The 21642-nt window shown below is 52.4% G+C and carries 22 protein-coding genes and 3 tRNA genes; 14 read left to right on the top strand and 11 right to left on the bottom strand.

What is annotated here, in order from left to right; genetic code table 11:
• Window position 1 precedes the first annotated feature (1 nt).
• The 4 genes from LBW88_RS03300 to rnt all read left to right on the top strand — a co-directional run bounded on the left by LBW88_RS03300 (window position 2) and on the right by rnt (window position 3041).
• A complete protein-coding gene (locus LBW88_RS03300; protein ID WP_224928809.1) occupies window positions 2–598 on the top strand; it encodes a TetR/AcrR family transcriptional regulator in 597 nt (198 codons plus the stop codon).
• A gap of 50 nt (window positions 599–648) precedes the next feature.
• Window positions 649–1746 carry an alkene reductase gene (locus LBW88_RS03295; protein WP_224928812.1) on the top strand — a complete coding sequence of 366 codons (1098 nt, stop codon included), beginning with the start codon at window positions 649–651 and terminating at the stop codon, window positions 1744–1746.
• A 110-nt stretch (window positions 1747–1856) separates the two neighbouring features.
• A complete protein-coding gene (gene gloA / locus LBW88_RS03290) occupies window positions 1857–2264 on the top strand; it encodes a lactoylglutathione lyase (RefSeq protein ID WP_224928815.1) in 408 nt (135 codons plus the stop codon).
• A 108-nt stretch (window positions 2265–2372) separates the two neighbouring features.
• Window positions 2373–3041, top strand: coding sequence for a ribonuclease T (gene rnt / locus LBW88_RS03285; protein WP_224928818.1), 669 nt, complete (start codon window positions 2373–2375; stop codon window positions 3039–3041).
• A 70-nt stretch (window positions 3042–3111) separates the two neighbouring features.
• On the opposite strand, the gene LBW88_RS03280 is transcribed toward rnt, so the two are convergent.
• Window positions 3112–3447: a Grx4 family monothiol glutaredoxin gene (locus tag LBW88_RS03280; protein ID WP_197079559.1), complete on the bottom strand. Its 336-nt coding sequence runs from the start codon at window positions 3445–3447 to the stop codon at window positions 3112–3114.
• Window positions 3448–3811: 364 nt separating this feature from the next.
• Between LBW88_RS03280 and LBW88_RS03275 the strand changes: the two genes are divergently transcribed.
• On the top strand, window positions 3812–4600 hold the full coding sequence (locus LBW88_RS03275; RefSeq protein ID WP_224928821.1) for a C40 family peptidase: 789 nt from the start codon (window positions 3812–3814) through the stop codon (window positions 4598–4600).
• An 85-nt stretch (window positions 4601–4685) separates the two neighbouring features.
• Here the strand turns inward: LBW88_RS03275 and LBW88_RS03270 are convergent, their stop codons facing one another.
• Window positions 4686–4775 (bottom strand): YnhF family membrane protein, encoded by a 90-nt coding sequence (locus LBW88_RS03270; protein WP_097119278.1) that lies wholly within the window; start codon window positions 4773–4775, stop codon window positions 4686–4688.
• Window positions 4776–5049: 274 nt separating this feature from the next.
• On the opposite strand from LBW88_RS03270, the gene purR reads away from it, so the two are divergent.
• Window positions 5050–6075 carry an HTH-type transcriptional repressor PurR gene (gene purR, locus LBW88_RS03265; protein WP_224928824.1) on the top strand — a complete coding sequence of 342 codons (1026 nt, stop codon included), beginning with the start codon at window positions 5050–5052 and terminating at the stop codon, window positions 6073–6075.
• Here purR and punR read toward each other — a convergent pair.
• Window positions 6072–6983, bottom strand: coding sequence for a DNA-binding transcriptional activator PunR (gene punR, locus LBW88_RS03260; protein ID WP_224928827.1), 912 nt, complete (start codon window positions 6981–6983; stop codon window positions 6072–6074). The genes purR and punR overlap by 4 nt on opposite strands.
• 108 nt (window positions 6984–7091) lie before the next feature.
• On the opposite strand from punR, the gene punC reads away from it, so the two are divergent.
• A complete protein-coding gene (gene punC / locus LBW88_RS03255) occupies window positions 7092–8294 on the top strand; it encodes a purine nucleoside transporter PunC (RefSeq protein WP_224928830.1) in 1203 nt (400 codons plus the stop codon).
• 309 nt (window positions 8295–8603) lie between these two features.
• Window positions 8604–9752, top strand: a complete 1149-nt coding sequence (cfa, locus tag LBW88_RS03250; protein WP_224928834.1) for a cyclopropane fatty acyl phospholipid synthase — start codon at window positions 8604–8606, stop codon at window positions 9750–9752.
• Between the two features lie 47 nt (window positions 9753–9799).
• On the opposite strand, the gene LBW88_RS03245 is transcribed toward cfa, so the two are convergent.
• Window positions 9800–10450 (bottom strand): riboflavin synthase subunit alpha, encoded by a 651-nt coding sequence (locus tag LBW88_RS03245; RefSeq protein WP_224928837.1) that lies wholly within the window; start codon window positions 10448–10450, stop codon window positions 9800–9802.
• Between the two features lie 198 nt (window positions 10451–10648).
• Between LBW88_RS03245 and LBW88_RS03240 the strand changes: the two genes are divergently transcribed.
• From LBW88_RS03240 to LBW88_RS03215, 6 genes are all read left to right on the top strand, one after another.
• A complete protein-coding gene (locus LBW88_RS03240) occupies window positions 10649–12022 on the top strand; it encodes an MATE family efflux transporter (protein ID WP_224928839.1) in 1374 nt (457 codons plus the stop codon).
• A 154-nt stretch (window positions 12023–12176) separates the two neighbouring features.
• Window positions 12177–12253: transfer RNA gene (locus LBW88_RS03235), tRNA-Val, on the top strand.
• Between the two features lie 3 nt (window positions 12254–12256).
• Window positions 12257–12333, top strand: a tRNA-Val gene (locus tag LBW88_RS03230).
• Between the two features lie 12 nt (window positions 12334–12345).
• Window positions 12346–12422: transfer RNA gene (locus tag LBW88_RS03225), tRNA-Val, on the top strand.
• Window positions 12423–12766: 344 nt separating this feature from the next.
• Window positions 12767–14179 carry a pyruvate kinase PykF gene (gene pykF / locus LBW88_RS03220; protein ID WP_224928843.1) on the top strand — a complete coding sequence of 471 codons (1413 nt, stop codon included), beginning with the start codon at window positions 12767–12769 and terminating at the stop codon, window positions 14177–14179.
• Window positions 14180–14484: 305 nt separating this feature from the next.
• On the top strand, window positions 14485–14721 hold the full coding sequence (locus LBW88_RS03215) for a major outer membrane lipoprotein (RefSeq protein WP_007374746.1): 237 nt from the start codon (window positions 14485–14487) through the stop codon (window positions 14719–14721).
• Window positions 14722–14790: 69 nt separating this feature from the next.
• Here LBW88_RS03215 and LBW88_RS03210 read toward each other — a convergent pair whose 3' ends face one another.
• Genes LBW88_RS03210 through sufA form a run of 7 tightly spaced genes read right to left on the bottom strand, consistent with a single transcriptional unit; the run spans window position 14791 to window position 21457 of the window.
• Window positions 14791–15828, bottom strand: coding sequence for a L,D-transpeptidase family protein (locus tag LBW88_RS03210; protein ID WP_224928846.1), 1038 nt, complete (start codon window positions 15826–15828; stop codon window positions 14791–14793).
• Between the two features lie 60 nt (window positions 15829–15888).
• A complete protein-coding gene (gene sufE / locus LBW88_RS03205) occupies window positions 15889–16305 on the bottom strand; it encodes a cysteine desulfuration protein SufE (RefSeq protein WP_034821679.1) in 417 nt (138 codons plus the stop codon).
• 20 nt (window positions 16306–16325) lie between these two features.
• Entirely contained in the window at window positions 16326–17549 is a 1224-nt protein-coding gene (gene sufS / locus LBW88_RS03200) for a cysteine desulfurase SufS (protein ID WP_224928849.1), read from the bottom strand.
• The gene (sufD, locus tag LBW88_RS03195; protein ID WP_224928852.1) at window positions 17546–18823 is read right to left on the bottom strand and encodes a Fe-S cluster assembly protein SufD; all 1278 of its coding nucleotides are present in this window, start codon (window positions 18821–18823) and stop codon (window positions 17546–17548) included. The genes sufS and sufD overlap by 4 nt, the downstream gene beginning before the upstream one ends.
• Window positions 18798–19544 carry a Fe-S cluster assembly ATPase SufC gene (sufC, locus tag LBW88_RS03190; protein ID WP_034821684.1) on the bottom strand — a complete coding sequence of 249 codons (747 nt, stop codon included), beginning with the start codon at window positions 19542–19544 and terminating at the stop codon, window positions 18798–18800. Before sufC ends, sufD begins: the two co-directional genes overlap by 26 nt.
• A 39-nt stretch (window positions 19545–19583) precedes the next feature.
• A complete protein-coding gene (sufB, locus tag LBW88_RS03185) occupies window positions 19584–21077 on the bottom strand; it encodes a Fe-S cluster assembly protein SufB (protein WP_224928855.1) in 1494 nt (497 codons plus the stop codon).
• Window positions 21078–21082: 5 nt separating this feature from the next.
• Window positions 21083–21457, bottom strand: a complete 375-nt coding sequence (sufA, locus tag LBW88_RS03180; protein ID WP_224928858.1) for a Fe-S cluster assembly scaffold SufA — start codon at window positions 21455–21457, stop codon at window positions 21083–21085.
• Window positions 21458–21642 lie beyond the last annotated feature (185 nt).

Genomic DNA, 21642 nt, shown 5'->3' with positions numbered 1-21642 from the left:
CATGAACAAGACTGTGCAACGCAACGAAACCCGTGAACACCTGCTCGCCACTGGCGAGCAGGTTTGTTTGCAACGTGGTTTTACCGGAATGGGCCTGAGCGAAATGCTGGCGCTGGCAGAAGTGCCGAAAGGATCGTTTTACCATTACTTCCGTTCCAAAGAAGCATTTGGCGTCGCGTTGCTGGAACGCTATTTCGTTAACTACCTGCAGCAGGTCGAGCAGCAGTTAAATCAGCCGGGCTTGTCAGCGCGTGAACGTTTGCTGACGCACTTCCGCTATGGCGCAACGCTGTTTATCGAGCAAGGCCATATTGTGGGCTGTCTGGGTGTGAAGTTATCCGCGGAAGTTTGCGATTTATCAGAACCGATGCGTGATGCTTTACAACACGGTGCCAGCGCCATGATCGCAGCTTATGCACGCTGTCTGAGCGAAGTCGCCGCGGAGCAGACACTGCCGTATGGGCAAACGCCAGAGCAACTGGCTCAGCGCTGTTATCTGTTGTGGTTAGGTGCCAGTCTGCAAAGCAAGATTTCACGAGAGTCAGGCCCGATTAGCCTGGCACTTGAAACCATTGAACAGTGGTTAAATGGCCACTGATTTTTAAAAACCGTAGTTTCTAGACGACCGGTCTACTTATAGGAGTCATCATGGCGAGTAAACAGCTGTTCTCCCCACTTAAAGTGGGCGCGATTACCGTACCTAACCGCGTATTCATGGCGCCGCTGACGCGTCTGCGCAGCATTGAGCCAGGCGACATCCCGACTCCGCTGATGGCGGAATATTATCAGCAGCGCGCCAGCGCCGGTTTGATCATTACTGAAGCAACGCAGATCTCTTTCCAGGCGAAAGGTTATGCTGGCGCACCGGGTTTGCATACTCAGCAGCAAATCGCCGCGTGGAAAGTTATCAACGAAAGCATTCACGCTGCGAAAGGTCACAGCGCCGTGCAACTGTGGCACACCGGCCGCATTTCGCATAATAGCGTTCAGCCGGAAGGCAAAGCGCCCGTTGCACCTTCTGCTATCGCCGCTGGAACGCGTACCTCACTGCGTGCTGAAGATGGCACCGTTTACCGTGAAGACACCTCACTGCCGCGTGAACTGAGCGTGGCGGAAATTCAGCAGATCGTAAAAGATTTCGGTCAGGCCGCGGCGAACGCGCGTGAAGCCGATTTCGACCTGCTGGAACTGCATTCTGCTCATGGCTACCTGATGCACCAGTTCCTGGCGCCCGCTTCCAACCAGCGCACCGATGAATACGGCGGCTCGATCGAGAAGCGTGGTCGTTTCGCGCTGGAAGTGGTGGATGCGGCGATTGCTAACTGGTCTGCCGATCGTATCGGCATTCGTATCTCGCCAATCGGAGCCTTCCAGAATCTGGAAAATGGTGCCGATGAAGAAGCTGCCGCGCTGTGGTACATCTCCGAGCTGGGCCAACGTGGTATCGCGTATCTGCACCTGTCTGAGCCAGACTGGGCCGGTGGCCAGCCTTACAGCGACGCTTTCCGTGAAAAAGTCCGTGCGCTGTTCCCTGGCGTGATCATCGGCGCGGGCGCTTATAGCGTTGAGAAAGCTGACGACCTGATCGCCCGCGGCTTGATCGATGCTGTGGCGTTTGGCCGCGACTTTATTGCTAACCCGGATCTGGTTGAGCGTCTGCAGCAAGACGCACCGCTAAATCCACAGCGCCCGGAAAGTTTCTACGGCGGCGGCGCTGAAGGCTACACTGATTACCCAAGCCTGTAAGAAACAGCACTGCCGCACCGGATGTGCGGCAGTGCTGTTTCTTCAGGGCATTAACTGGCTATACTTGCTAGTCTTTGTCATTCCCTGATGACTTTTCAAAAGAGGATGTTATGCGTTTACTTCACACCATGTTACGCGTTGGCGATCTGCAACGTTCTATCGATTTTTATACCCGCGTGCTGGGCATGCGCGTACTGCGTCAGAGCGAAAACACCGAATACAAATACACCCTGGCTTTCGTGGGTTACACCGAAGAGAGTGAAGGTGCAGTGATTGAACTGACCTACAACTGGGGCGTGGATAAGTACGACCTCGGTAATGCTTATGGTCACATTGCGTTGGGCGTCGATAACGTCGCAGAGACCTGTGAGCGCATCCGCAGTGTCGGTGGCAACGTGACGCGTGAAGCCGGTCCGGTTAAAGGCGGCAGCACCATTATTGCGTTTGTCGAAGATCCCGATGGCTATAAAATCGAACTGATCGAAAACAAACACGCTGGTCACGGCCTCGGTCACTGATGCCGTTAGTCAGTCTGCTAATTTGCAGGCTGACTTCCCTCTCCTGCTGCACCCTCCTGTAATTTTTGCCATAATGCGCGCTGCCCCATTTCTTGCTATGAGATCCTGATGTCTGAATCGAACGCCTTAAACGCTCTTCATCAACGCTTCCGTGGTTTTTATCCAGTGGTTATTGACGTCGAAACCGCCGGCTTTAACGCGCAAACCGATGCACTGCTGGAAATTGCGGCCACCACGCTCAAAATGGATGAGGACGGTTGGTTACACCGTGATGAAACCCTGCACTTTCACGTTGAACCGTTTGAAGGCGCGATCCTTAATCCTGCAGCGCTGGCGTTTACCGGCATCGATCCCACCAATCCTTTGCGCGGTGCGGTGAGCGAATACGAAGCCCTGCATGCCATTTTCAAGATGGTGCGTAAAGGCACAAAAGATCATGGCTGTAATCGCGCGATTATCGTGGCGCACAATGCCACTTTCGATTTGAACTTTGTGATGGCCGCCGCCGAGCGCGCCAGCCTGAAGCGTAATCCCTTCCATCCGTTTGCCACTTTTGATACTGCGGCGCTGAGCGGTTTGGTGTTGGGACAGACGGTTTTGGCAAAAGCCTGCAAAGCTGCGGGGATGGAGTTTGATAGTACGCAGGCGCACTCTGCGCTGTACGACACCGAGCAAACGGCCACGCTGTTCTGCGAGCTGGTGAATCGCTGGAAACGCCTGGGGGGTTGGCCACTGGCTTTCAATGAAGAGCAGACTGAAGACGACGCCTCTGCCTGATGGGCTGGCTGACTGGCTGATTGCCGGATGAGTACGCAAAGAAAAGGCCGACATTTGTCGGCCTTCGCAATTATTCCGCTTCTTTATACTTCTCAGCGGTTTCTTTCACCAGCGGCTGCAATTCGCCACGCTGGAACATCTCAACGATGATGTCGCAACCGCCGACCAGCTCACCGTCAACCCACAGTTGCGGGAAGGTTGGCCAGTTAGCAAATTTCGGCATTTCAGCGCGGATATCCGGGTTCTGCAGGATATCGACATACGCGAAGCGCTCACCACAGGCAGAAAGCGCCTGCACAGCTTGTGCAGAGAAACCGCAGCTTGGCAGTTTCGGGGAACCTTTCATGTATAACAGAATCGGGTTTTCTGCGATCTGGCGCTGAATTTTTTCAACAGTACTCATTATTGCCTTCCTTAATCCTTCACTTCGTGTTTGTTTATTGTAGCGACTTCAGCCCCACACTGAAAACGGGATTTTGCGTTACCGACCTGCTGATCGCCATGTTTGTTAAGTTCAAACAGGATAGATAACATTTCCCTATCATTAATAAGCATGAACAAATTAATAATTAGCAATAATTTCGCTGCGTTAAACAGCTGAAATCGCTCAATTTAGCGACATTATCTACCTGGTAACAGATTAATAGAAAAAGGCCTTACCTTTTAGAAAAAAAGTGGATTAGAATTGCTTCGGCGCTGATCGTTGATCAGATTTCTCTTACTCTGCCGCAGCCTGCTTTTTGCCAGACTGCTTAACCTGTAACCGGACTATGCGTTTACTGATTACGCTTTTCATACTGGCTTTTGCGCAACTGTTTTTTAACGTGGCTTCTGCTTCCCAGCATGCCCCGATTAATGCCAGTTTGCATAATGCCGAGAAAAAAAGTGCGCGCGAAGATGAGCGCCGCAAGCGACGCCCGGTTAAAACAACGGCTAAAAAGTCTCGCCTGACGACTACCGTGCAGAAACTCAAGCTGAAAAAGCAGACTAAGACCGAAACCGCCTTAAACAAAACCAGCCGCAAAAAATCCCTGCTTAAATCGCCATCGAAAAAGTATGGCCATCAACGCCTCGCGAAAAAGTCTGCTGATGTGGATGATGAAGTTCAGGGGCTGACCGGCATCAAGATGAGCAAAACCCACCGTCTGCGCTATCAGAAAGCTCGTGAAACCGCCATGACGAAGCTGATGGGACAGTTGGGTAAACCTTATCAGTGGGGCGGCACTTCCCCACACACCGGTTTCGATTGCAGTGGTCTGGTGTGGTATGCCTATAAAGATCTCGTGAAATACAAATTCCCGCGCACGGCGAATGAGATGTATCACCTGCACGATGCCTCGCCCATTAAGCGCGAGCTGCTGGAAAAAGGGGATTTGGTGTTCTTCCGCATTAATAACCGCGGGACGGCCGATCATGTTGGCGTCTACCTCGGCAACGGTAAATTTATACAGTCACCCCGTACCGGTAAAGACATTCAGATTAGTGCATTAGGCGAAGACTACTGGCAGAAACACTATGTGGGTGCGCGCCGTATGATGACACCAAAAACCATTCGCTAGTTGTTGCGCAACATCCTGTGGCATTGGCCACAAAAAAAGCCGGACGCTTAATCAGTGCCGGCTTTTTTTATTGATGCGTTTTGTATTAATGAAGAATGGCTGTAAAGCTAAACGCAATAATCATCAACAGTGCGCCAACCGTGGTCATTAGCGCCAGCTTTAGATCTGTACTCATCACTACTCCTTAGTCACACATTTATTAGGGTTAAAACAATTTTCGCACAGCGGTGGGCAAAAATCTCGTGTTATCCGCGTTGGCTTGCTAGAATCGCCGCCTTTCGTTGCGCAACTGATTTTGCGCATGCTGTATTTACAGCCTGCTGAAGTGATTTTCCCTGCCTGAAACGGCAGATTTGCCCCCCATTTTAGGGCGTAAAACCCTTCGCAGACGCAAACGTTTAACAATATACTTATCAGTGAGTTGTGATAAGCCGGGGAGTACCTTTTTCATGGCAACAATTAAAGATGTAGCGAAACGCGCTGGGGTATCCACCACCACAGTTTCGCATGTCATCAACAAAACGCGTTTTGTCGCAGAAGAAACGCGTAACGCCGTATGGGAAGCGATTAAAGAACTGCACTATTCGCCGAGCGCCGTTGCACGCAGTTTGAAGGTGAATCACACCAAAACGCTGGGACTGTTAGCCACGTCCAGCGAAGCGCCCTATTTTGCCGAAATCATCGAAGCGGTTGAAAACCACTGTTTTGAACGCGGTTACACCTTGATTCTGGGTAACGCGCATAACGATCTGCAAAAGCAGCGTGCTTACCTCTCAATGATGGCGCAAAAGCGCGTTGATGGTCTGTTGGTGATGTGCTCTGAGTATCCTGACGATCTGCTGCAGATGCTGGAAGAGAACCGCAATATTCCGATGGTGGTGATGGACTGGGGCGCCTCGCGTGGCGACTTCACCGATACCGTTCAGGATAACGCCTTCCAGGGCGGTTATCTGGCTGGACGCTACCTTATCGAGCGTGGCCACCGAGATATCGGTGCGATTCCAGGTCAGATGGAACGCAACACGGGCGGCGGTCGTCATGCGGGCTTTCTTCAGGCGATGAGCGAAGCCGGCGTGACCGTGCGTCCGGAATGGGTGGTTCAAGGCGACTTCGAGCCAGAATCAGGTTATCAGGCGATGCAGCAAATACTCAATCAGAAGCAGCGTCCGACTGCCGTGTTCTGCGGTGGCGATATCATGGCGATGGGCGCGATATGTGCCGCCGATGAGATGGGACTGCGCGTGCCGCAGGATATCTCCGTCATTGGCTATGATAACGTGCGCAACGCCCGTTATTTCACCCCGGCGCTCACCACAGTCCACCAACCGAAAGCGGAGTTGGGCAAAAAGGCCCTCGAAATGCTGCTGGATCGCATCACCAGCAAGCGCGAAGAGCCACAGACTATTGAGGTGCAGCCAACATTGATTGAGCGACGTTCCGTGGGGGACGGTCCGTTCCGCGATTACCGCCGTTAAAGCTCATTTTCGCTGAGCCATTCGTGGTTCAGCGTTTCCGCGTCGCCGAGATAAGCGAGTAACCACGCCAGCGCCGGTGACGCGCGCTGTTCTGACCAACTGACGCAGCAGGGACTTTCCGGAAACGGCTGCGGCAGTGATAGCTCAACCAACGCCCCCCTATCCAGTAATGGCCGCGCCAGATGGCCCGGCACCATCCCCACGCACAGTCCCGCCTGCAAACAATCCATCCCCGTTTCCCACTCTGGCACCACCAGACGTCGCTGATTATCCAGCGTCCAGGTCATGCGTCTTGGCAATGCGCGAGAGGTATCTTCCAGCACCAGTGATGGCCAGGCACGCAGCGCCTCTTCATTGAGATCGCTATGCGCCGCCAGGGGATGGCCGGGACTGACCACACAACGCCAGTTGAGGGCGCCCATGTCCTGAAATGCAAAACGGCCACCCACCGGAATCGCCTGAGTGGCGCCAATCGCCACATCAACACGCCCGTCGGCCAGGGCATCCCATACACCGTTAAACACTTCGTAGCTGATGATCAATTCCATGTCCGGAAAATGACGGTAGAAGTCTTTCACCAGCTGCCGGGTACGCTGTGGTTTTACAATGCAATCCACGGCAATACTGAGCTGTCCACGCCAGCCATTCGCCAGTTGCTGACACTGTCTGCGTGTTGCCAGCATTTTTTTGATAACAGATCGCCCTTCACGTACAAAATGCTCGCCCGCCGGGGTTAAAACCACCTCACGGTGCTGACGTTCAAACAACGGCACCGCCAACCAGGTTTCCAACTGGCGCACCGTATAGCTTATGGCAGAGGGCACGCGATGTAACTCCTGCGCCGCCGCACTAAAACTGCCATTGCGCGCGACCGCATCAACCACTTCCAGCGCATATTCAGACCACATATTTTAGCCTTCAAAAATTTTAACAGCACTGCTCAAATATTAGCGTTTCACAAAGAATGACGCACTCTTTTACACTCCCCGGCGTTCAATCTGCCAATGAGAAACACTATGTTGTCGTCAAAAGGATTTATGCCCTATCTTGCCGTGCTCAGCATGCTCGGCTTCCTCGCCACGGATATGTATCTGCCTGCTTTTGGGGATATGCAGCGTGACTTTGCCACCGCGCCGGGCACCATTAGCGCCAGCCTCAGTCTTTTTCTCGGTGGATTTGCCTGCGCACAGGTATTTTGGGGGCCGCTGTCAGACCGCTTTGGACGTAAACCGATTTTATTGGCAGGTTTAACGATTTTTGCCTTGGGTTGCCTCGGGATGTTGTGGGTGACCGACGTTAACATGATGCTGGCACTGCGCTTTGTGCAGGCTGTGGGCGTGTGTGCCGCCGCCGTAAGCTGGCAGGCGCTGGTAGTCGATCGCTACCCCAAAGCCCAGGCCAACAAAGTTTTCGCCACCATTATGCCGCTGGTTGCCCTATCCCCCGCTCTGGCACCTCTACTGGGCGCGTGGCTGATGGGTCATTTCCACTGGCGTAGCATCTTTATCGCGCTGACAATTATCACCGTGCTGCTGATCATCGGTACATTGCAGCTTGCCGCGCCTAAAAAAAACAAAGCTGATAATACGCCGCAACCCGGCTGGCTGAATTTGCTCACCACGCGCATCTACAGCGGTAACGTGCTGATTTACTCCGCCTGTTCCGCCAGTTTCTTTGCCTGGCTAACCGGTTCGCCGTTTATTCTGGCTTCTGCGGGTTTAACTCCCGCCGATATTGGTCTGAGCTACATTCCACAAACTATTGCGTTTCTGATTGGTGGCTTTAGTTGCCGTGCGATGCTGAGCCGATATCAGGGATCACAGTTGCTGCCGTGGTTGTTGGTGCTGTATAGCCTGAGTATTTTGAGTCTGTTTGTTGTCGCGATGATGCCCGCGCCTTCTTTGATTGCACTGCTGCTGCCTTTCTGCGGTATGGCACTGTCTAATGGCGCCATCTATCCGATTGTCGTTTCCAGCGCCTTAGCGCCTTTCCCGCACGCCACAGGCAAAGCAGCAGGCTTACAAAACCTGTTACAACTGGGCCTGTGCTTTATTGCCAGCCTGGTAGTTTCGGCCGGATTAGAACAGGCGCTCTATAACACCACACTGGTGATGGTTGCCACGGTAGTGCTGGCCTGGGCCGGCTTCATCTGGCAACGCAGCTTAAACGCACAAAGTGATATTGCTCACACCTCCCGTCCCTGCGAAGATAATCACTGATGCAACGATTATCGTTAGCAAACTAACGATAACTCGTTGAATATTGACCCACGTGAGCATATACTCAGTGGGTCAGCACTTCTGTAACAAATCAATAACATAATTGCATTAATTTTAAGCGACTCTGTCGCTGGGATGGCGTCTGCACGATCTTCCTCTCCTGATTGGTGCCAGACATTTCTATTCAGATTCATACCTCTGTAAAACGTCGGATATCTGGCGCACGGATTTTCCGTGAGTTCTCTCACAGGCCTAAGGAAATTGACTATTATTTCCACAGGTTCAAATCGGAAAGGTGATGGAGAAGCTATGAGTTCATCGTGTATAGAAGAAGTGAGCCTTGAAGAAAACCACTGGTTTCGCATCGTCAACGAATTACTGGAACGCGCTGATGTTGCAGTCAATGGCACACGCCCCTGGGATATTCAGGTCAAGCATCCGGATTTTTTTAAACGTGTTTTGCAGGAAGGATCGCTAGGTCTGGGTGAAAGTTATATGGATGGCTGGTGGGAATGCGAACAATTGGATGTCTTTTTCCATCGCGTTCTGCAACAACATCTGGATAAACAACTCCCACGTCATTTTAAAGATACCTTGCGTATTGCGGCCGCGCGTTTAACCAATTTACAGTCGAAAAAACGTGCCTGGATTGTCGGTAAAGAACATTACGATCTCGGTAACGATCTTTTTTCACTGATGCTCGATCCCTTTATGCAGTACTCCTGCGGTTACTGGAAAGACGCTGAAACACTGGAACAGGCTCAGTCTGCCAAACTGGATATGATTTGCCGCAAGCTTCAGCTTGAGCCGGGCATGACGCTGCTCGATATCGGCTGCGGTTGGGGCGGGCTGGCAGAATTTGCTGCACGTAACTACGGTGCCAAAGTCCATGGCGTGACCATTTCTGCTGAGCAACAGAAATTGGCGCAGCAGCGTTGCGAAGGGCTCGACGTCACTATTTTGCTGCAGGATTACCGTGATTTGAATTTGCAGTTCGATCGCATCGTATCAGTCGGCATGTTCGAACACGTGGGGCCGAAAAACTATGCCACTTATTTTGACGTTGCCGATCGCAATCTCAAACCAGACGGCATATTTTTACTGCACACCATTGGTGCCATCACTACCGATATGAACGTCGATCCCTGGATTGATAAGTATATCTTCCCCAACGGATGCCTACCGTCTGTGCGCCAGATTGCTGATGCCAGCGAAAAGCATTTTATTATGGAAGACTGGCATAATTTTGGTGCGGATTATGACACCACCTTAATGGCCTGGCATGAACGGTTTCTGACAACGTGGCCGCAGCTCGCTGATAAATATGGCGATCGCTTCAAGCGGATGTTTAGTTACTATCTTAATGCCTGTGCTGGCGCCTTCCGCGCGCGTGATATTCAACTCTGGCAGGTGGTATTTAGCCGTGGCAAAGAGGGTGGATTACGCGTAGCGCGTTAAGGGAAGTTAAGGAGAGAAAAGGCGCCGCGGCGCCTTTTTTTTTTGAATTATTCGGTATCGGTGGCTTGTAAAAGTGCAACAGCCGCGGCTTCACGTTGGGCCAATACGCGCTCTACCGTTTCCACAATCGCCTGGGTGTGCGGATCGATCTCGATATTCACTTTATGCCCCAGTTTTTTCGCACCCAGCGTGGTGCGATCCAGTGTTTCCGGGATCAGGTGCACACAGAATTTACTTTTAGTGACGTCACCCACCGTCAGGCTGATACCATCGATACCGACGAAACCTTTATGCAGGATATATTTGATCTGCGACGCATCCTGTAATTTAAACCACACTTCACGGTTATTTTCTGACTGGATAATTTTGCAGATTTCCGCCGTGGTCATAATATGGCCAGACATTAAATGACCGCCAATTTCATCACTGAACTTCGCCGCGCGTTCAATATTCACCACGTCGCCAACCGTTAATTCACCCAGGTTGGTAATGCGCAGGGTTTCCTTGATCAGGTCGAAGCTCACGCGATCGCCCTCAATCGCCGTCACCGTCAGGCAGCATCCGTTGTGCGCTACCGATGCCCCTAATGCTAATCCCGGTAAAAGGTCTTCCGGCAGACGCACGATATGGGTACGAAACAACTTTTTTTCTTCTACGGCGATAATTTCGGCCGTGCCCTGCACAATTCCAGTAAACATACTTTCAGCCTCTGCGAAGTTTGCGCCAGTTTATCACAGCTTAGGCTGCACGTTTAATTTGCCGGAGTTCAAACTTTACACAATTAACTTAACAAAATGCGATCAAAGTTTGGTGGAACGCAGCGCGGCCGCTACACTATGCCGCGCATTCTCTGGGGATATCTCCCCTCTTCTCTTCTTAATTTAAGCAGGTGTTACGTGCAGAAGTATTTAACAGAAGCGCGTCAATTGCTGGCCCTCGCGATCCCGGTCATCCTTGCTCAGGTGGCTCAGACGGCGATGGGTTTTGTGGATACCATTATGGCCGGTGCGGTGAGCGCCACGGATATGGCCGCCGTTGCTGTCGGCACCTCTATCTGGCTTCCCGCCATTCTGTTTGGTCATGGTCTTCTGCTGGCGTTGACGCCAACCGTTGCGCAATTCAACGGCTCAGGGCGACGCGAACGCATCGCGGAACAAGTGCGTCAGGGCTATTGGCTGGCACTGGCCGTTGCGTTGCTGATCATGGTGGTGTTGTGGAATGCCGGCTATTTGATTCATGCCATGCATGATATCGACCCGCAGCTGGCGGCTAAAGCCGAGGGTTACCTGCATGCATTACTGTGGGGTGCACCCGGCTACCTGTTCTTCCAGGTGGCACGTAATCAGTGCGAAGGATTATCGAAAACCAAACCAGCCATGCTGCTGGGCTTTTTAGGCTTGCTGGTAAACATTCCGCTTAACTACGTCTTCATCTATGGCCATTTTGGTATGCCAGCACTCGGGGGCGTAGGTTGTGGTGTTGCCACCGCCTCGGTTTATTGGGTGATGTTTATAGTGATGCGCTTCTGGGTGAAACGCATGGCGAGTATGCGCGATATTCGCATGAACAGCCGCTGGTCTCCGCCCTCACGCGTCATCCTTTCACGACTGTTTAACCTTGGCTTGCCGGTGGCGCTGGCGCTGTTCTTTGAGGTCACTTTGTTTGCGGTGGTGGCGCTGCTGGTCTCTCCACTGGGGATCGTTAAAGTCGCGGGTCATCAGATTGCACTTAACTTCAGTTCGCTGATGTTTGTTCTGCCGCTCTCACTCGGCGTCGCGACCACTATCCGTGTCGGTTATCGTCTTGGGCAGGGTTCGACGGAGCAGGCACGCGTGGCAGCATGGACGGGACAGGGCGTCGGTATCAGCATGGCCGCCATCACGGCGATTTTCACCATCACCTTCCGTGAACATATCGCCGCACTTTACACCGCCAACCCAGAAGTGATTACTCTGGCTGCTCAGTTGATGCTGCTCGCCGCCATCTACCAGTTCTCAGATTCAATTCAGGTGATCGGTAGCGGGATTCTGCGCGGCTATAAAGACACGCGCTCAATCTTCTTTATTACCCTGATTGCTTATTGGGTGCTGGGTTTACCGGTCGGTTATATCCTGGCACTCACCGACTGGGTGATACCGCAACTCGGTCCAGCGGGATTCTGGTGCGGATTTATCGTCGGCCTGACATCCGCTGCGATTATGATGATTTGGCGCATTCGTCGATTGCAACGTTTGCCATCACAGGTGATTCTGGCGCGCGCGGCGCGCTAAGTGGCTGAACAGGCCGTTATTTGCCTCCGCAATGCCTAAAAAAACAGCGGGTCGCACAGATGCTGGTCAGTCGTCATGGAAAATCATTTTTTCCCTTGCCAGCATCGCGGCCTGCCGTTAATATTCGTCCCCGCTGTCGCCCTGACAGCATGTTGCGCTCTTAGCTCAGTTGGTTAGAGCACCACCTTGACATGGTGGGGGTCGATGGTTCGAGTCCATTAGAGCGCACCAAGTGCGTCCGTAGCTCAGTTGGTTAGAGCACCACCTTGACATGGTGGGGGTCGGTGGTTCGAGTCCACTCGGACGCACCAAATTTCTGAAATGCGCTCTTAGCTCAGTTGGTTAGAGCACCACCTTGACATGGTGGGGGTCGATGGTTCGAGTCCATTAGAGCGCACCACTTTTTGTTTTCTCTCCTTTTGCGCAACACCCCTTTCCTTGATCTGTATCGTTTTCTCTCTCAGCTTTTATATTGGTTTTCGCATACTTAGCGTCTATACTATGCCGCGTTGTCCACCTGAAAGGTTTCAGCGCTAACGTGCCTATGCAAACAACTCAAATGATTTGCGCAACACTGCTCTGCCAGTTCCCTCGCGTACTGCATAACTTCTCTGCACGCTTAGTCTCTGTCACCTATTCTTACTCCTGTACGATCCAAACCAACACCACACACATTTTCACTTCGCTGCCAAACGCTGCGAATCCCGACCTCTATCATCCATCACAACTTACAGAAAACCTGACATGAAAAAGACCAAGATTGTTTGTACTATCGGTCCGAAAACCGAATCTGAAGAGATGCTGACTCAACTGCTGGAAGCGGGCATGAACGTCATGCGCCTGAACTTCTCTCACGGGGATTATGCCGAACATGGTCAGCGCATCACTAACATGCGTGCCGTTATGGAAAAAACCGGTCGTCAGGCCGCGATTCTGCTGGACACCAAAGGTCCTGAAATTCGTACCATGAAGCTGGAAGGCGGTAACGATGTTTCGCTGAAAGCGGGCCAGACCTTCACTTTCACTACCGATCAATCTGTGATTGGTAACAGCGATCGTGTTGCTGTGACCTATGCAGGCTTCACCGAAGACCTGAAAATCGGCAATACCGTGCTGGTCGATGATGGCCTGATTGGTATGCAGGTGACCGAAGTCACTGAAAACACCGTCGTGTGTAACGTGCTGAACAACGGTGACCTGGGCGAAAACAAAGGCGTTAACCTGCCGGGCGTTTCCATCCAGTTGCCAGCATTGGCTGAAAAAGACAAACGTGACCTGATCTTCGGTTGCGAGCAAGGCGTTGATTTTGTCGCGGCCTCCTTCATCCGTAAACGTTCAGATGTGCTGGAAATCCGTGAGCATTTGAAAGCCCACGGCGGCGAGCACATCCAGATCATCTCTAAAATCGAAAACCAGGAAGGCCTGAACAACTTCGACGAGATTCTCGAGGCGTCTGACGGCATCATGGTTGCACGTGGCGATCTGGGTGTAGAGATTCCGGTTGAAGAAGTCATCTTCGCGCAGAAGATGATGATCAAGAAATGTAACAAAGCACGCAAAGTGGTCATTACCGCAACGCAGATGCTGGATTCTATGATCAAGAACCCGCGCCCTACCCGCGCGGAAGCAGGCGACGTGGCGAACGCCATCCTTGATGGTACTGATGCCGTTATGCTGTCAGGTGAGAGTGCTAAGGGTCGTTACCCGCTGGAATCTGTGACCATCATGGCGACCATCTGTGAGCGTACTGACCGCGTAATGAAATCACGCATCGGTGAGCTGCAGGATTCACGCAAAATGCGCATCACCGAAGCGGTTTGCCGTGGCGCAGTGGAAACAGCAGAAAAGCTGGAAGCCCCATTGATCGTGGTAGCGACCGAAGGCGGTAAGTCTGCTAAGGCGATTCGTAAGTACTTCCCGGATGCCACCATTCTGGCGCTGACCACTAATGCAACCACCGCACGCCAGCTGATTCTGAGCAAAGGCGTTGAGACGCGTCTGGTGACAGAAATTGCTTCTACGGATGATTTCTACCGTATTGGTAAAGAAATGGCGCTGGAAAGTGGCTACGCGCAGAAAGGCGATGTTGTGGTGATGGTATCGGGTGCACTGGTTCCAAGTGGCACGACCAACACCGCTTCAGTCCACGTAATCTGATTTTTAGCTGAAGTTTTATTTAAAAGCGCCTTTTTCAGGCGCTTTTTTTATTCCTGCGCTAATACAAAATCCAGAATTTTCCAATCGATAATAACTATTCAATATCCCGCACAGTTAAGGTTAGTCCGATTAAATCTCTCTGTTTTAGCTAAATATTTTCATCATCTTCTGCGAAACGCTGTTTCTTTGAGCGAACGATCAAATTTAAGCATGTTCTCATCAAAAATTTATTCTCAACTCAAAAAGCTTTGTGTAATACTTGTAACGCTACATGGAGATTAACTCAATTCTAGAGGGTATTAATAATGAATCGTACTAAACTGGTACTGGGCGCGGTAATTCTGGGTTCAACTCTGCTGGCTGGTTGCTCAAGCAACGCTAAAATCGACCAGCTGTCTTCAGACGTTCAGACTCTGAACGCTAAAGTTGACCAGCTGAGCAACGACGTGAACGCAATCCGTTCTGACGTTCAGGCTGCTAAAGATGACGCAGCTCGCGCTAACCAGCGTCTGGACAACCAGGCTCACTCTTACCGTAAGTAAGAGTTCTGGTTTGAAAAATGGTGCCCATGTGGCACCATTTTTTTTGTCCTGATTTTACTTCAATCTGAGTCAGGGTTTTGCGCCACTCTCACCCATTGCCTGGCTGATGGTCGCTTGTCCGGCCCCTGAACCATCCTGCTGCGTTTGCAGCACATCAGGTAACGTTGTGTCCTGCGTAACCGGCTCGCCGCTGCTAACCAGCACTGGCATCCCAGAACGACGCGCGATGACTTCTTTGATCATTGCGGTGTCGCTTTTCTGGCTATTGATGAACGCTTTCGATTTTGCCGTCAACGCAATCGGCATGGTTTGCGGATCGTCCTTATCATTGCGGGATAAAGGCTGATGCACCTCAACGTAACGCTTGCCATCCGGTTCCACCGCATACTTGATAGGCTCGTTGATGATTTGCACCCGTGTTCCTTTCGGCACGCTGTTGAACAGCGCTTCGATATCGTCCGGACGTAAACGAATACAGCCCGAGCTAACACGCATCCCAATACCAAAATCGGCGTTAGTACCGTGGATTAGGTATTGGCCAGTACCCCGTGCCAGACGCATGGCAAACAGGCCCATCGGGTTATCTGGCCCTGCCGGAACGACACCCGGCAAGGTGATGCCTTCTTTGGCGTAGCGTTTGCGGATGTTGACGGTAGGCGTCCAGGTGGGATTGGGGATTTTCTGGCTGATGCTGGTGACCATACTCGGCGTCGCCGCACCCAACTGGCCGATACCGATCGGATACACCACCACGCGGTTCTCCCCTTTCGGATAGTAATACAGACGCAGTTCAGCAAGGTTGATGACGATACCTTCACGTGGCGCATCAGGCAGCAGCATCTGTAACGGCACGGTCAATTGCGTCCCCGCCTTAGGCAACCAGGGATCGACGCCAGGATTGGCCTCCAGCATGCCGAGCATACCAATCTTGTAATGCGATGCGATGCTCTCTAAGGGCCGTTTGTCGTCAGGGACAGTGGTCAGGATATTCTCGCCAATTAAACGGCTGTTATCAGCTGGCAGGGGATATTCCGTTGCAAATGCAGGTGCAGAAAGCCCGAAGCAGGACAACAGCAATGCACCGGCTAAACGTAACGCTGGTTTCATGCAATTTCTCTTTGTCGGATTGAACAGACCCCGGTCATGCCGGGGTCTGGGGAGTGTAACTTAGCTGAGGCTTTGAGCGTTATGACGGATCGCGCGAATCATCGCTTCCAATCCTTGAGAACGTGTAGGAGTGAGGTGTTGAGTCAACTCTAATTCTGCGAACCAATGACCGACATCCAGCGCGAGAATCTCCTGCGCTTGCAAGCCCTGATAGAGGCTAAATACTACCGCAATCAAACCTTTAACAATGGCGGCATCACTGTCGCCTTCAAAGGCGATGGTGCCATCAGCTTGTGGGGTCATGCGGATCCACACCTGGCTCTGGCAACCGGAAATCACATGCTCTGGCTGCTGTAAGCTTTCAGAGGATTCTGGTAATTTCGCACCGAGTTCAATGATGTAGAGATACTTCTCTTCCCAATTAGCGCAACGGTTAAAGTTGCGCACCAGCTTCTCTTTCTCTGGCAAATTCGCCATGGATAACTCCTGAAATCTGCTCAACCGCCCAGCAGACGATGAATACGCGTCAAACCTGCTGCCAGGCGATCGGCTTCTTCTTCACTGTTATACAGTGCAAATGAGGCACGACACATCGCGGGCACCGCATAATGGCGCATCAGAGGCATAGCACAGTGATGTCCGGTGCGGATGGCAATGCCGTATTGATCGAGGAAACTCCCGACGTCGAATGCATGATGCTTACCGAGGTTGAACGCCACCACGCCACTGCGCTGCGCCGGACCGTAGATAATCAGGTCGGGTACCGACGCGAGTTTATCTAATGCATAGCGCATCAGTGACGTCTCACGTTCGTTGATGACATCTAATCCCAGCTCACTGATCCAGTTCAGCGCCGCGCCTAAGCCGATAATGCCACCGGTATTTGGTGTGCCAGCTTCAAAACGCCACGGTGTTGAGTTCCAGGTGGTGCCGGTTGGCAGCATCACCTGATCGATCATTGAACCGCCGCCTTCCCATGGTGGCATGATGTCCTGCAGTGCTTTACGCGCATACAGTACGCCAATCCCGGTTGGGCCATAGATTTTATGACCCGAGAAGACGTAGAAATCGCAATCGATATCCTGCACATCCACCGTGTGATGCATTACCGCCTGAGCACCGTCCACCAACGTGACAACGCCAGCGGCTTTCGCCTGCGCCACGATGGCTTTCACCGGATTAACGGTACCGAGCACGTTAGAAACGTGCGTCACCGCCAGCAAGCGCGTGCGGCTGTCGATCAACCCACTCAGTTGCTCAAGGGCTAATTCACCCTGCTCGTTGAGCGGCAGAACACGAATCTCAGCCCCGGTGCGCTGCGCCACCATCTGCCACGGCACGATGTTAGCGTGGTGCTCCATCTCCGTGATGATGATGTTATCGCCCGATTGCAGCTGACTGCCGCCCCAGCTGTTGGCCACCAGATTGATGCCTTCAGTGGTGCCTTTGACGAAGATAATCTCTTCTGGCGACGCCGCATTCAGAAAACGCGACGCTTGTGTGCGCACGTTTTCCATATCGGTGGTGGCCTGGGCACTCAGCGAGTGAATGCCACGGTGCACGGCCGCATAGCCGTGCTGGTAGAAATAACTTTCCGCATTGATGACCGCGAGCGGGCGCTGAGCGCTGGCCGCGCTATCAAGGTAGGCCAGCGGATGTCCGTTGACCTCACGTTTCAGAATCGGAAATTCCGCTCTGATTCGTTCGAGATCGAAAGTCATAACTCAACTCCAGGGAAACGCGCACTAATGCGTTCCAGCACCAGTTGGCGCAGCGGTTCTTCTTCCAGCATCTCGGTCAATTCAGCCGCGAATGCATGAATAATCATCTGCTGGGCAGCATCTTCCGGGATACCACGCGAGCGCAGATAGAACATCTGCTCATCGTCGATGCGGCCAATGGTCGCACCATGGCTGCACTTCACGTCATCCGCGTAGATTTCCAGCTGCGGCTTGGTGTCCACTTCTGCCAGACGACCGAGCAACAGGTTGTTGTTGGTCATCTGTCCGTCAGTTTTTAGTGCATGCTTCGCCACTTTGATGTGACCGTTGAAAATAGAACGGCCTTTATCGCGCGAGATGGTTTTGTGCAGCTGACGACTCAGGCAGTAGCCTTTGTTGTGTTCCAGATAGCTGCGGGTATCCGCCACTTCTGCATTGATTGGCAGCACCAGGCTGTTCAGTGACAGCTGGGTATTTTCACCGTTCAGCTGCACGCTGGTGTTGTGACGAGACAAGCCAGCACCCAGCAGGAAGCTGGTGCTGCTGACCTTCGCATCACGACCAATCACAATGTCATTGTGCGCAAAGTGATAGCTGCTGCTCTCTTCAAACGCCAGCTTGATGTGTTTCAGCTGAGCATTGTCGGCGACGGCAAAAGTAAAGCGTGCACCGGTAAAGTGTGCCGCACCGTTCAGCGTCACGTAATGCTCGATCACTTCAGCTTCAGCGCTCTGCTCCAGCTCAAGGTGATGGCGGTGATGAACGGTGTTCAGCGCATCGGCTTTGCCACTGGTGATGTGCAGTAAATACAGCGGACGTGCCGCCGATTTACCGCGCGCCAGGCGAATCGAGGTCACTTCTTCCGCCAGGCTTTCGGTCAGATGCAGGAACACTTCTGGCTGCACCGCAGCCGGCAGCGGACGGCGTTCAGCCGCGCGGCTGTGCTGCACGTCGAACAGTTCGGTGTCGCGCGCGCTCAGCTCGGGCTGGAAACGGCCATCAACAAACACCAGACGAATCGCATCCACTGGCAGCGCCAGTTCAGCAACCTGTTCCGCCGTGACGGTCTGCGCTTCTGGCAGCACGAACTGATTGGCGAACAGTCCATCCAGTGCGGTGTATTTCCAGTTTTCATGCTTACGGGTCGGCAAGCCGACACGCATTAATTGCTGCCAGTGCTGCTGTGCCTGCAGAGAACGCACCTCACCGCGCGATTCAAACAGGTGATGCCACTGTTGCAGGGCGTTATCACTCTTCGTCGGTAAGCCAGCCATAGCCTTGCTCCTCCAGCTGTTTAACCAGCGAGAAATCGCCAGACTTAACGATTTTGCCCTGATACAGCACGTGCACGTGATCTGGCTTGATGTAATCCAGGATACGCTGGTAGTGGGTCACGATGATGAATGAACGCTTGCCGTCGCGCAGGCTGTTAACGCCTTCGGCCACGATTTTCAACGCATCGATATCCAGACCGGAGTCGGTTTCATCCAGGATGCACAGCTCTGGCTCAAGAGCAGCCATCTGCAGAATGTCGTTACGCTTCTTCTCACCACCGGAGAAGCCGACGTTCACTGAGCGGGTCAGCAGATCTTCAGGCATCTTCAGCAGTTTAATTTTGTCTTCGATGAAGTCCTGGAAATCAAAACGATCCAGCTCTTCCTGCTCACGGTATTTGCGCACCGCATTCACAGAGGTCTGCAGGAAGAATTGGTTGCTGACGCCCGGAATTTCTACCGGATATTGGAACGCCATGAAGATGCCTTCGCCCGCGCGCTCTTCTGGTTCCAGCTCGAGCAGGTCTTTGCCATGGAAGCTGACAGAACCACCGGTCACTTCGTAATCTTCACGACCTGCCAGCGTTGCGGACAGGGTACTTTTACCTGAGCCGTTAGGGCCCATGATGGCGTGGACTTCGCCTGGTTTCACTTCAAGGTTCAGACCGCGCAAAATCTCTTTGTCTTCAACGCTAACCTGTAAATCTTTAATGCTTAACATACTCTTTCCTTCACATTGCTTCCGGCAACGCGTGTGGCATCAGCCCACACTGTGCTCAAGGCTGATAGCCAACAGTTTTTGCGCTTCCACGGCGAATTCCAGTGGCAGCTCGGAGAAAACGTCTTTGCAGAAGCCGTTGACGATCATTGAGATCGCATCTTCTTCGCTAATGCCGCGCTGCAGGCAGTAGAACATCTGGTCTTCACCAATACGCGAGGTCGTGGCTTCATGTTCCAGCTGTGCAGTGTTGTTGCGCGTTTCCACATACGGGAAGGTGTGCGCGCCGCACTCGGCACCAATCAGCATCGAGTCACATTGGGTGAAGTTACGCGCGTTGGTCGCGGTTGGCATGATTTTCACCAGACCACGATAGGTGTTTTCGCTCTTACCGGCGGAGATCCCTTTCGAGATGATGGTCGACTTGGTGTTTTTACCAATGTGGATCATCTTGGTACCGGTATCCGCCTGCTGACGGCCGCTGGTCAGCGCTACGGAGTAGAACTCACCTACGGAGTAGTCACCACGCAGAATGCAGCTTGGGTATTTCCAGGTGATGGCTGAACCGGTTTCAGACTGCGTCCAGGACATCTTGCTGTGGTCGCCTTCACAAAGCGCACGCTTGGTCACGAAATTGAGGATACCGCCCTCGCCTTCACCGCCTGGGAACCAGTTCTGTACGGTGGAGTATTTGACTTCAGCGTTTTTGTGGATGATGACTTCAACCACTGCAGCGTGCAGCTGGTAGGTGTCACGCACTGGCGCTGAACAACCTTCGATATAGCTGACGTAACTGTCTTCATCGGCGATCAGAATGGTACGTTCGAACTGACCCGTTTTCGCCGCGTTGATACGAAAATAAGTCGACAGCTCCATCGGGCAACGCACGCCTTTTGGGATGTAAACAAAAGTACCGTCTGAAGCCACAGCAGAGTTCAATGCCGCGAAGAAGTTATCGTTGTGAGGAACCACAGTACCGAGATACTTCTGCACCAGCTCTGGATGATCGTGAATCGCTTCGCCGAATGAGCAGAAGATAATGCCTTGCTCAGCCAGTTTGTCACGGTAGGTGGTGGAAACGGATACGGAGTCGAAAATCGCATCAACGGCGACTTCACGGCCTTCACGCACCGGAACACCCAACTGATTGAAAGCGTCTTCAACTTCTTTGGTCAGGTAATCACTTGATGCAACGCTGCCAGAAGTTTGCTTCGCGCCCGGTTCAGAAGCGCAGCTATCGTCGCAATTGCCGCAAGACGGCGCGGAATAGTAGCTGTAATCCTGATAATCGAGTGAGGTGTAGTTGGCTTTCAACCAATGTGGTTCTTCCATCTCTAACCAGGCACGGAAGGCCTTGAGGCGGAATTCCAGCATCCACTCAGGTTCGTTACGTTTGGCCGAAATGGCTCGCACTACATCTTCATTGATTCCGTGTGCCAATTCGTCGGTTTGCAACTGGGTAAAGAAGCCTTCTTTATAATTCAGGCTACCTTCCCACGTTTGTACATCGTCAGATGCTTCGCTGTGTCGTGACATTTTACTTACTCGACGCCAAAGCTCTCACCGCACCCGCAGGCGTGCTGAGCTTTAGGGTTGTTGAATTTAAAAATCTGGTTCAGGCCTTCGCGGACATAATCCAGTTCGGTGCCGTCAACAAACGGCATTGCCTGAAGAGGCACAAATAATTTTGCGCCGAATTGCTCAAACGTCAGGTCGTCATCGGCAGGCTCTTTTGCCAGATCCATAACGTACCCAAAACCGGCACAGCCGGACTGCTTCACACCCAGCTTAAGGCCCTTAACTTCAGGATCCGCCTCAACAAGGTTAAGAATCTGTTTCGCTGCCGATTCGGTCAGCGTTAGCCCTTTCCAGACGAAATCGTCAGGTGAAAAGGAAGCTGCATTTACTGATGACATAGTGCTACCTCGTAAGTCTGGGCCTTTTCAGGCTATCCCCCTATGGTAGTGATATCACATACCACTTCAACCTCTTGTTTTGCAGGGATAATCATCTCGTGCTGTTTTTTACTGTTGCTTTATTAAGCATAGTCGCTTCAATCGAGCTTGTGAGCGGCAATCCCGTGCGCGCCACACCCGCGTAA

It is taken from the genome of Pantoea sp. alder81, assembly GCF_020179835.1.
In the GTDB taxonomy this organism is placed as follows: Bacteria; Pseudomonadota; Gammaproteobacteria; order Enterobacterales; family Enterobacteriaceae; genus Pantoea.
The sequence above is the reverse complement of the archived record's forward strand: the minus strand, read 5'-3'. Positions and strand labels throughout refer to the sequence as shown.

Coding starts and splice junctions, on each gene's coding strand:
- LBW88_RS03300 (WP_224928809.1), top strand. CDS start 2: ATGAACAAGACTGTGCAACGCAACGAAACCCGTGAACACCTGCTCGCC.
- LBW88_RS03295 (WP_224928812.1), top strand. CDS start 649: ATGGCGAGTAAACAGCTGTTCTCCCCACTTAAAGTGGGCGCGATTACC.
- gloA (WP_224928815.1), top strand. CDS start 1,857: ATGCGTTTACTTCACACCATGTTACGCGTTGGCGATCTGCAACGTTCT.
- rnt (WP_224928818.1), top strand. CDS start 2,373: ATGTCTGAATCGAACGCCTTAAACGCTCTTCATCAACGCTTCCGTGGT.
- LBW88_RS03275 (WP_224928821.1), top strand. CDS start 3,812: ATGCGTTTACTGATTACGCTTTTCATACTGGCTTTTGCGCAACTGTTT.
- LBW88_RS03270 (WP_097119278.1), bottom strand. CDS start 4,775: ATGAGTACAGATCTAAAGCTGGCGCTAATGACCACGGTTGGCGCACTG.
- purR (WP_224928824.1), top strand. CDS start 5,050: ATGGCAACAATTAAAGATGTAGCGAAACGCGCTGGGGTATCCACCACC.
- punR (WP_224928827.1), bottom strand. CDS start 6,983: ATGTGGTCTGAATATGCGCTGGAAGTGGTTGATGCGGTCGCGCGCAAT.
- punC (WP_224928830.1), top strand. CDS start 7,092: ATGTTGTCGTCAAAAGGATTTATGCCCTATCTTGCCGTGCTCAGCATG.
- cfa (WP_224928834.1), top strand. CDS start 8,604: ATGAGTTCATCGTGTATAGAAGAAGTGAGCCTTGAAGAAAACCACTGG.
- LBW88_RS03245 (WP_224928837.1), bottom strand. CDS start 10,450: ATGTTTACTGGAATTGTGCAGGGCACGGCCGAAATTATCGCCGTAGAA.
- pykF (WP_224928843.1), top strand. CDS start 12,767: ATGAAAAAGACCAAGATTGTTTGTACTATCGGTCCGAAAACCGAATCT.
- LBW88_RS03215 (WP_007374746.1), top strand. CDS start 14,485: ATGAATCGTACTAAACTGGTACTGGGCGCGGTAATTCTGGGTTCAACT.
- LBW88_RS03210 (WP_224928846.1), bottom strand. CDS start 15,828: ATGAAACCAGCGTTACGTTTAGCCGGTGCATTGCTGTTGTCCTGCTTC.
- sufE (WP_034821679.1), bottom strand. CDS start 16,305: ATGGCGAATTTGCCAGAGAAAGAGAAGCTGGTGCGCAACTTTAACCGT.
- sufS (WP_224928849.1), bottom strand. CDS start 17,549: ATGACTTTCGATCTCGAACGAATCAGAGCGGAATTTCCGATTCTGAAA.
- sufD (WP_224928852.1), bottom strand. CDS start 18,823: ATGGCTGGCTTACCGACGAAGAGTGATAACGCCCTGCAACAGTGGCAT.
- sufC (WP_034821684.1), bottom strand. CDS start 19,544: ATGTTAAGCATTAAAGATTTACAGGTTAGCGTTGAAGACAAAGAGATT.
- sufB (WP_224928855.1), bottom strand. CDS start 21,077: ATGTCACGACACAGCGAAGCATCTGACGATGTACAAACGTGGGAAGGT.
- sufA (WP_224928858.1), bottom strand. CDS start 21,457: ATGTCATCAGTAAATGCAGCTTCCTTTTCACCTGACGATTTCGTCTGG.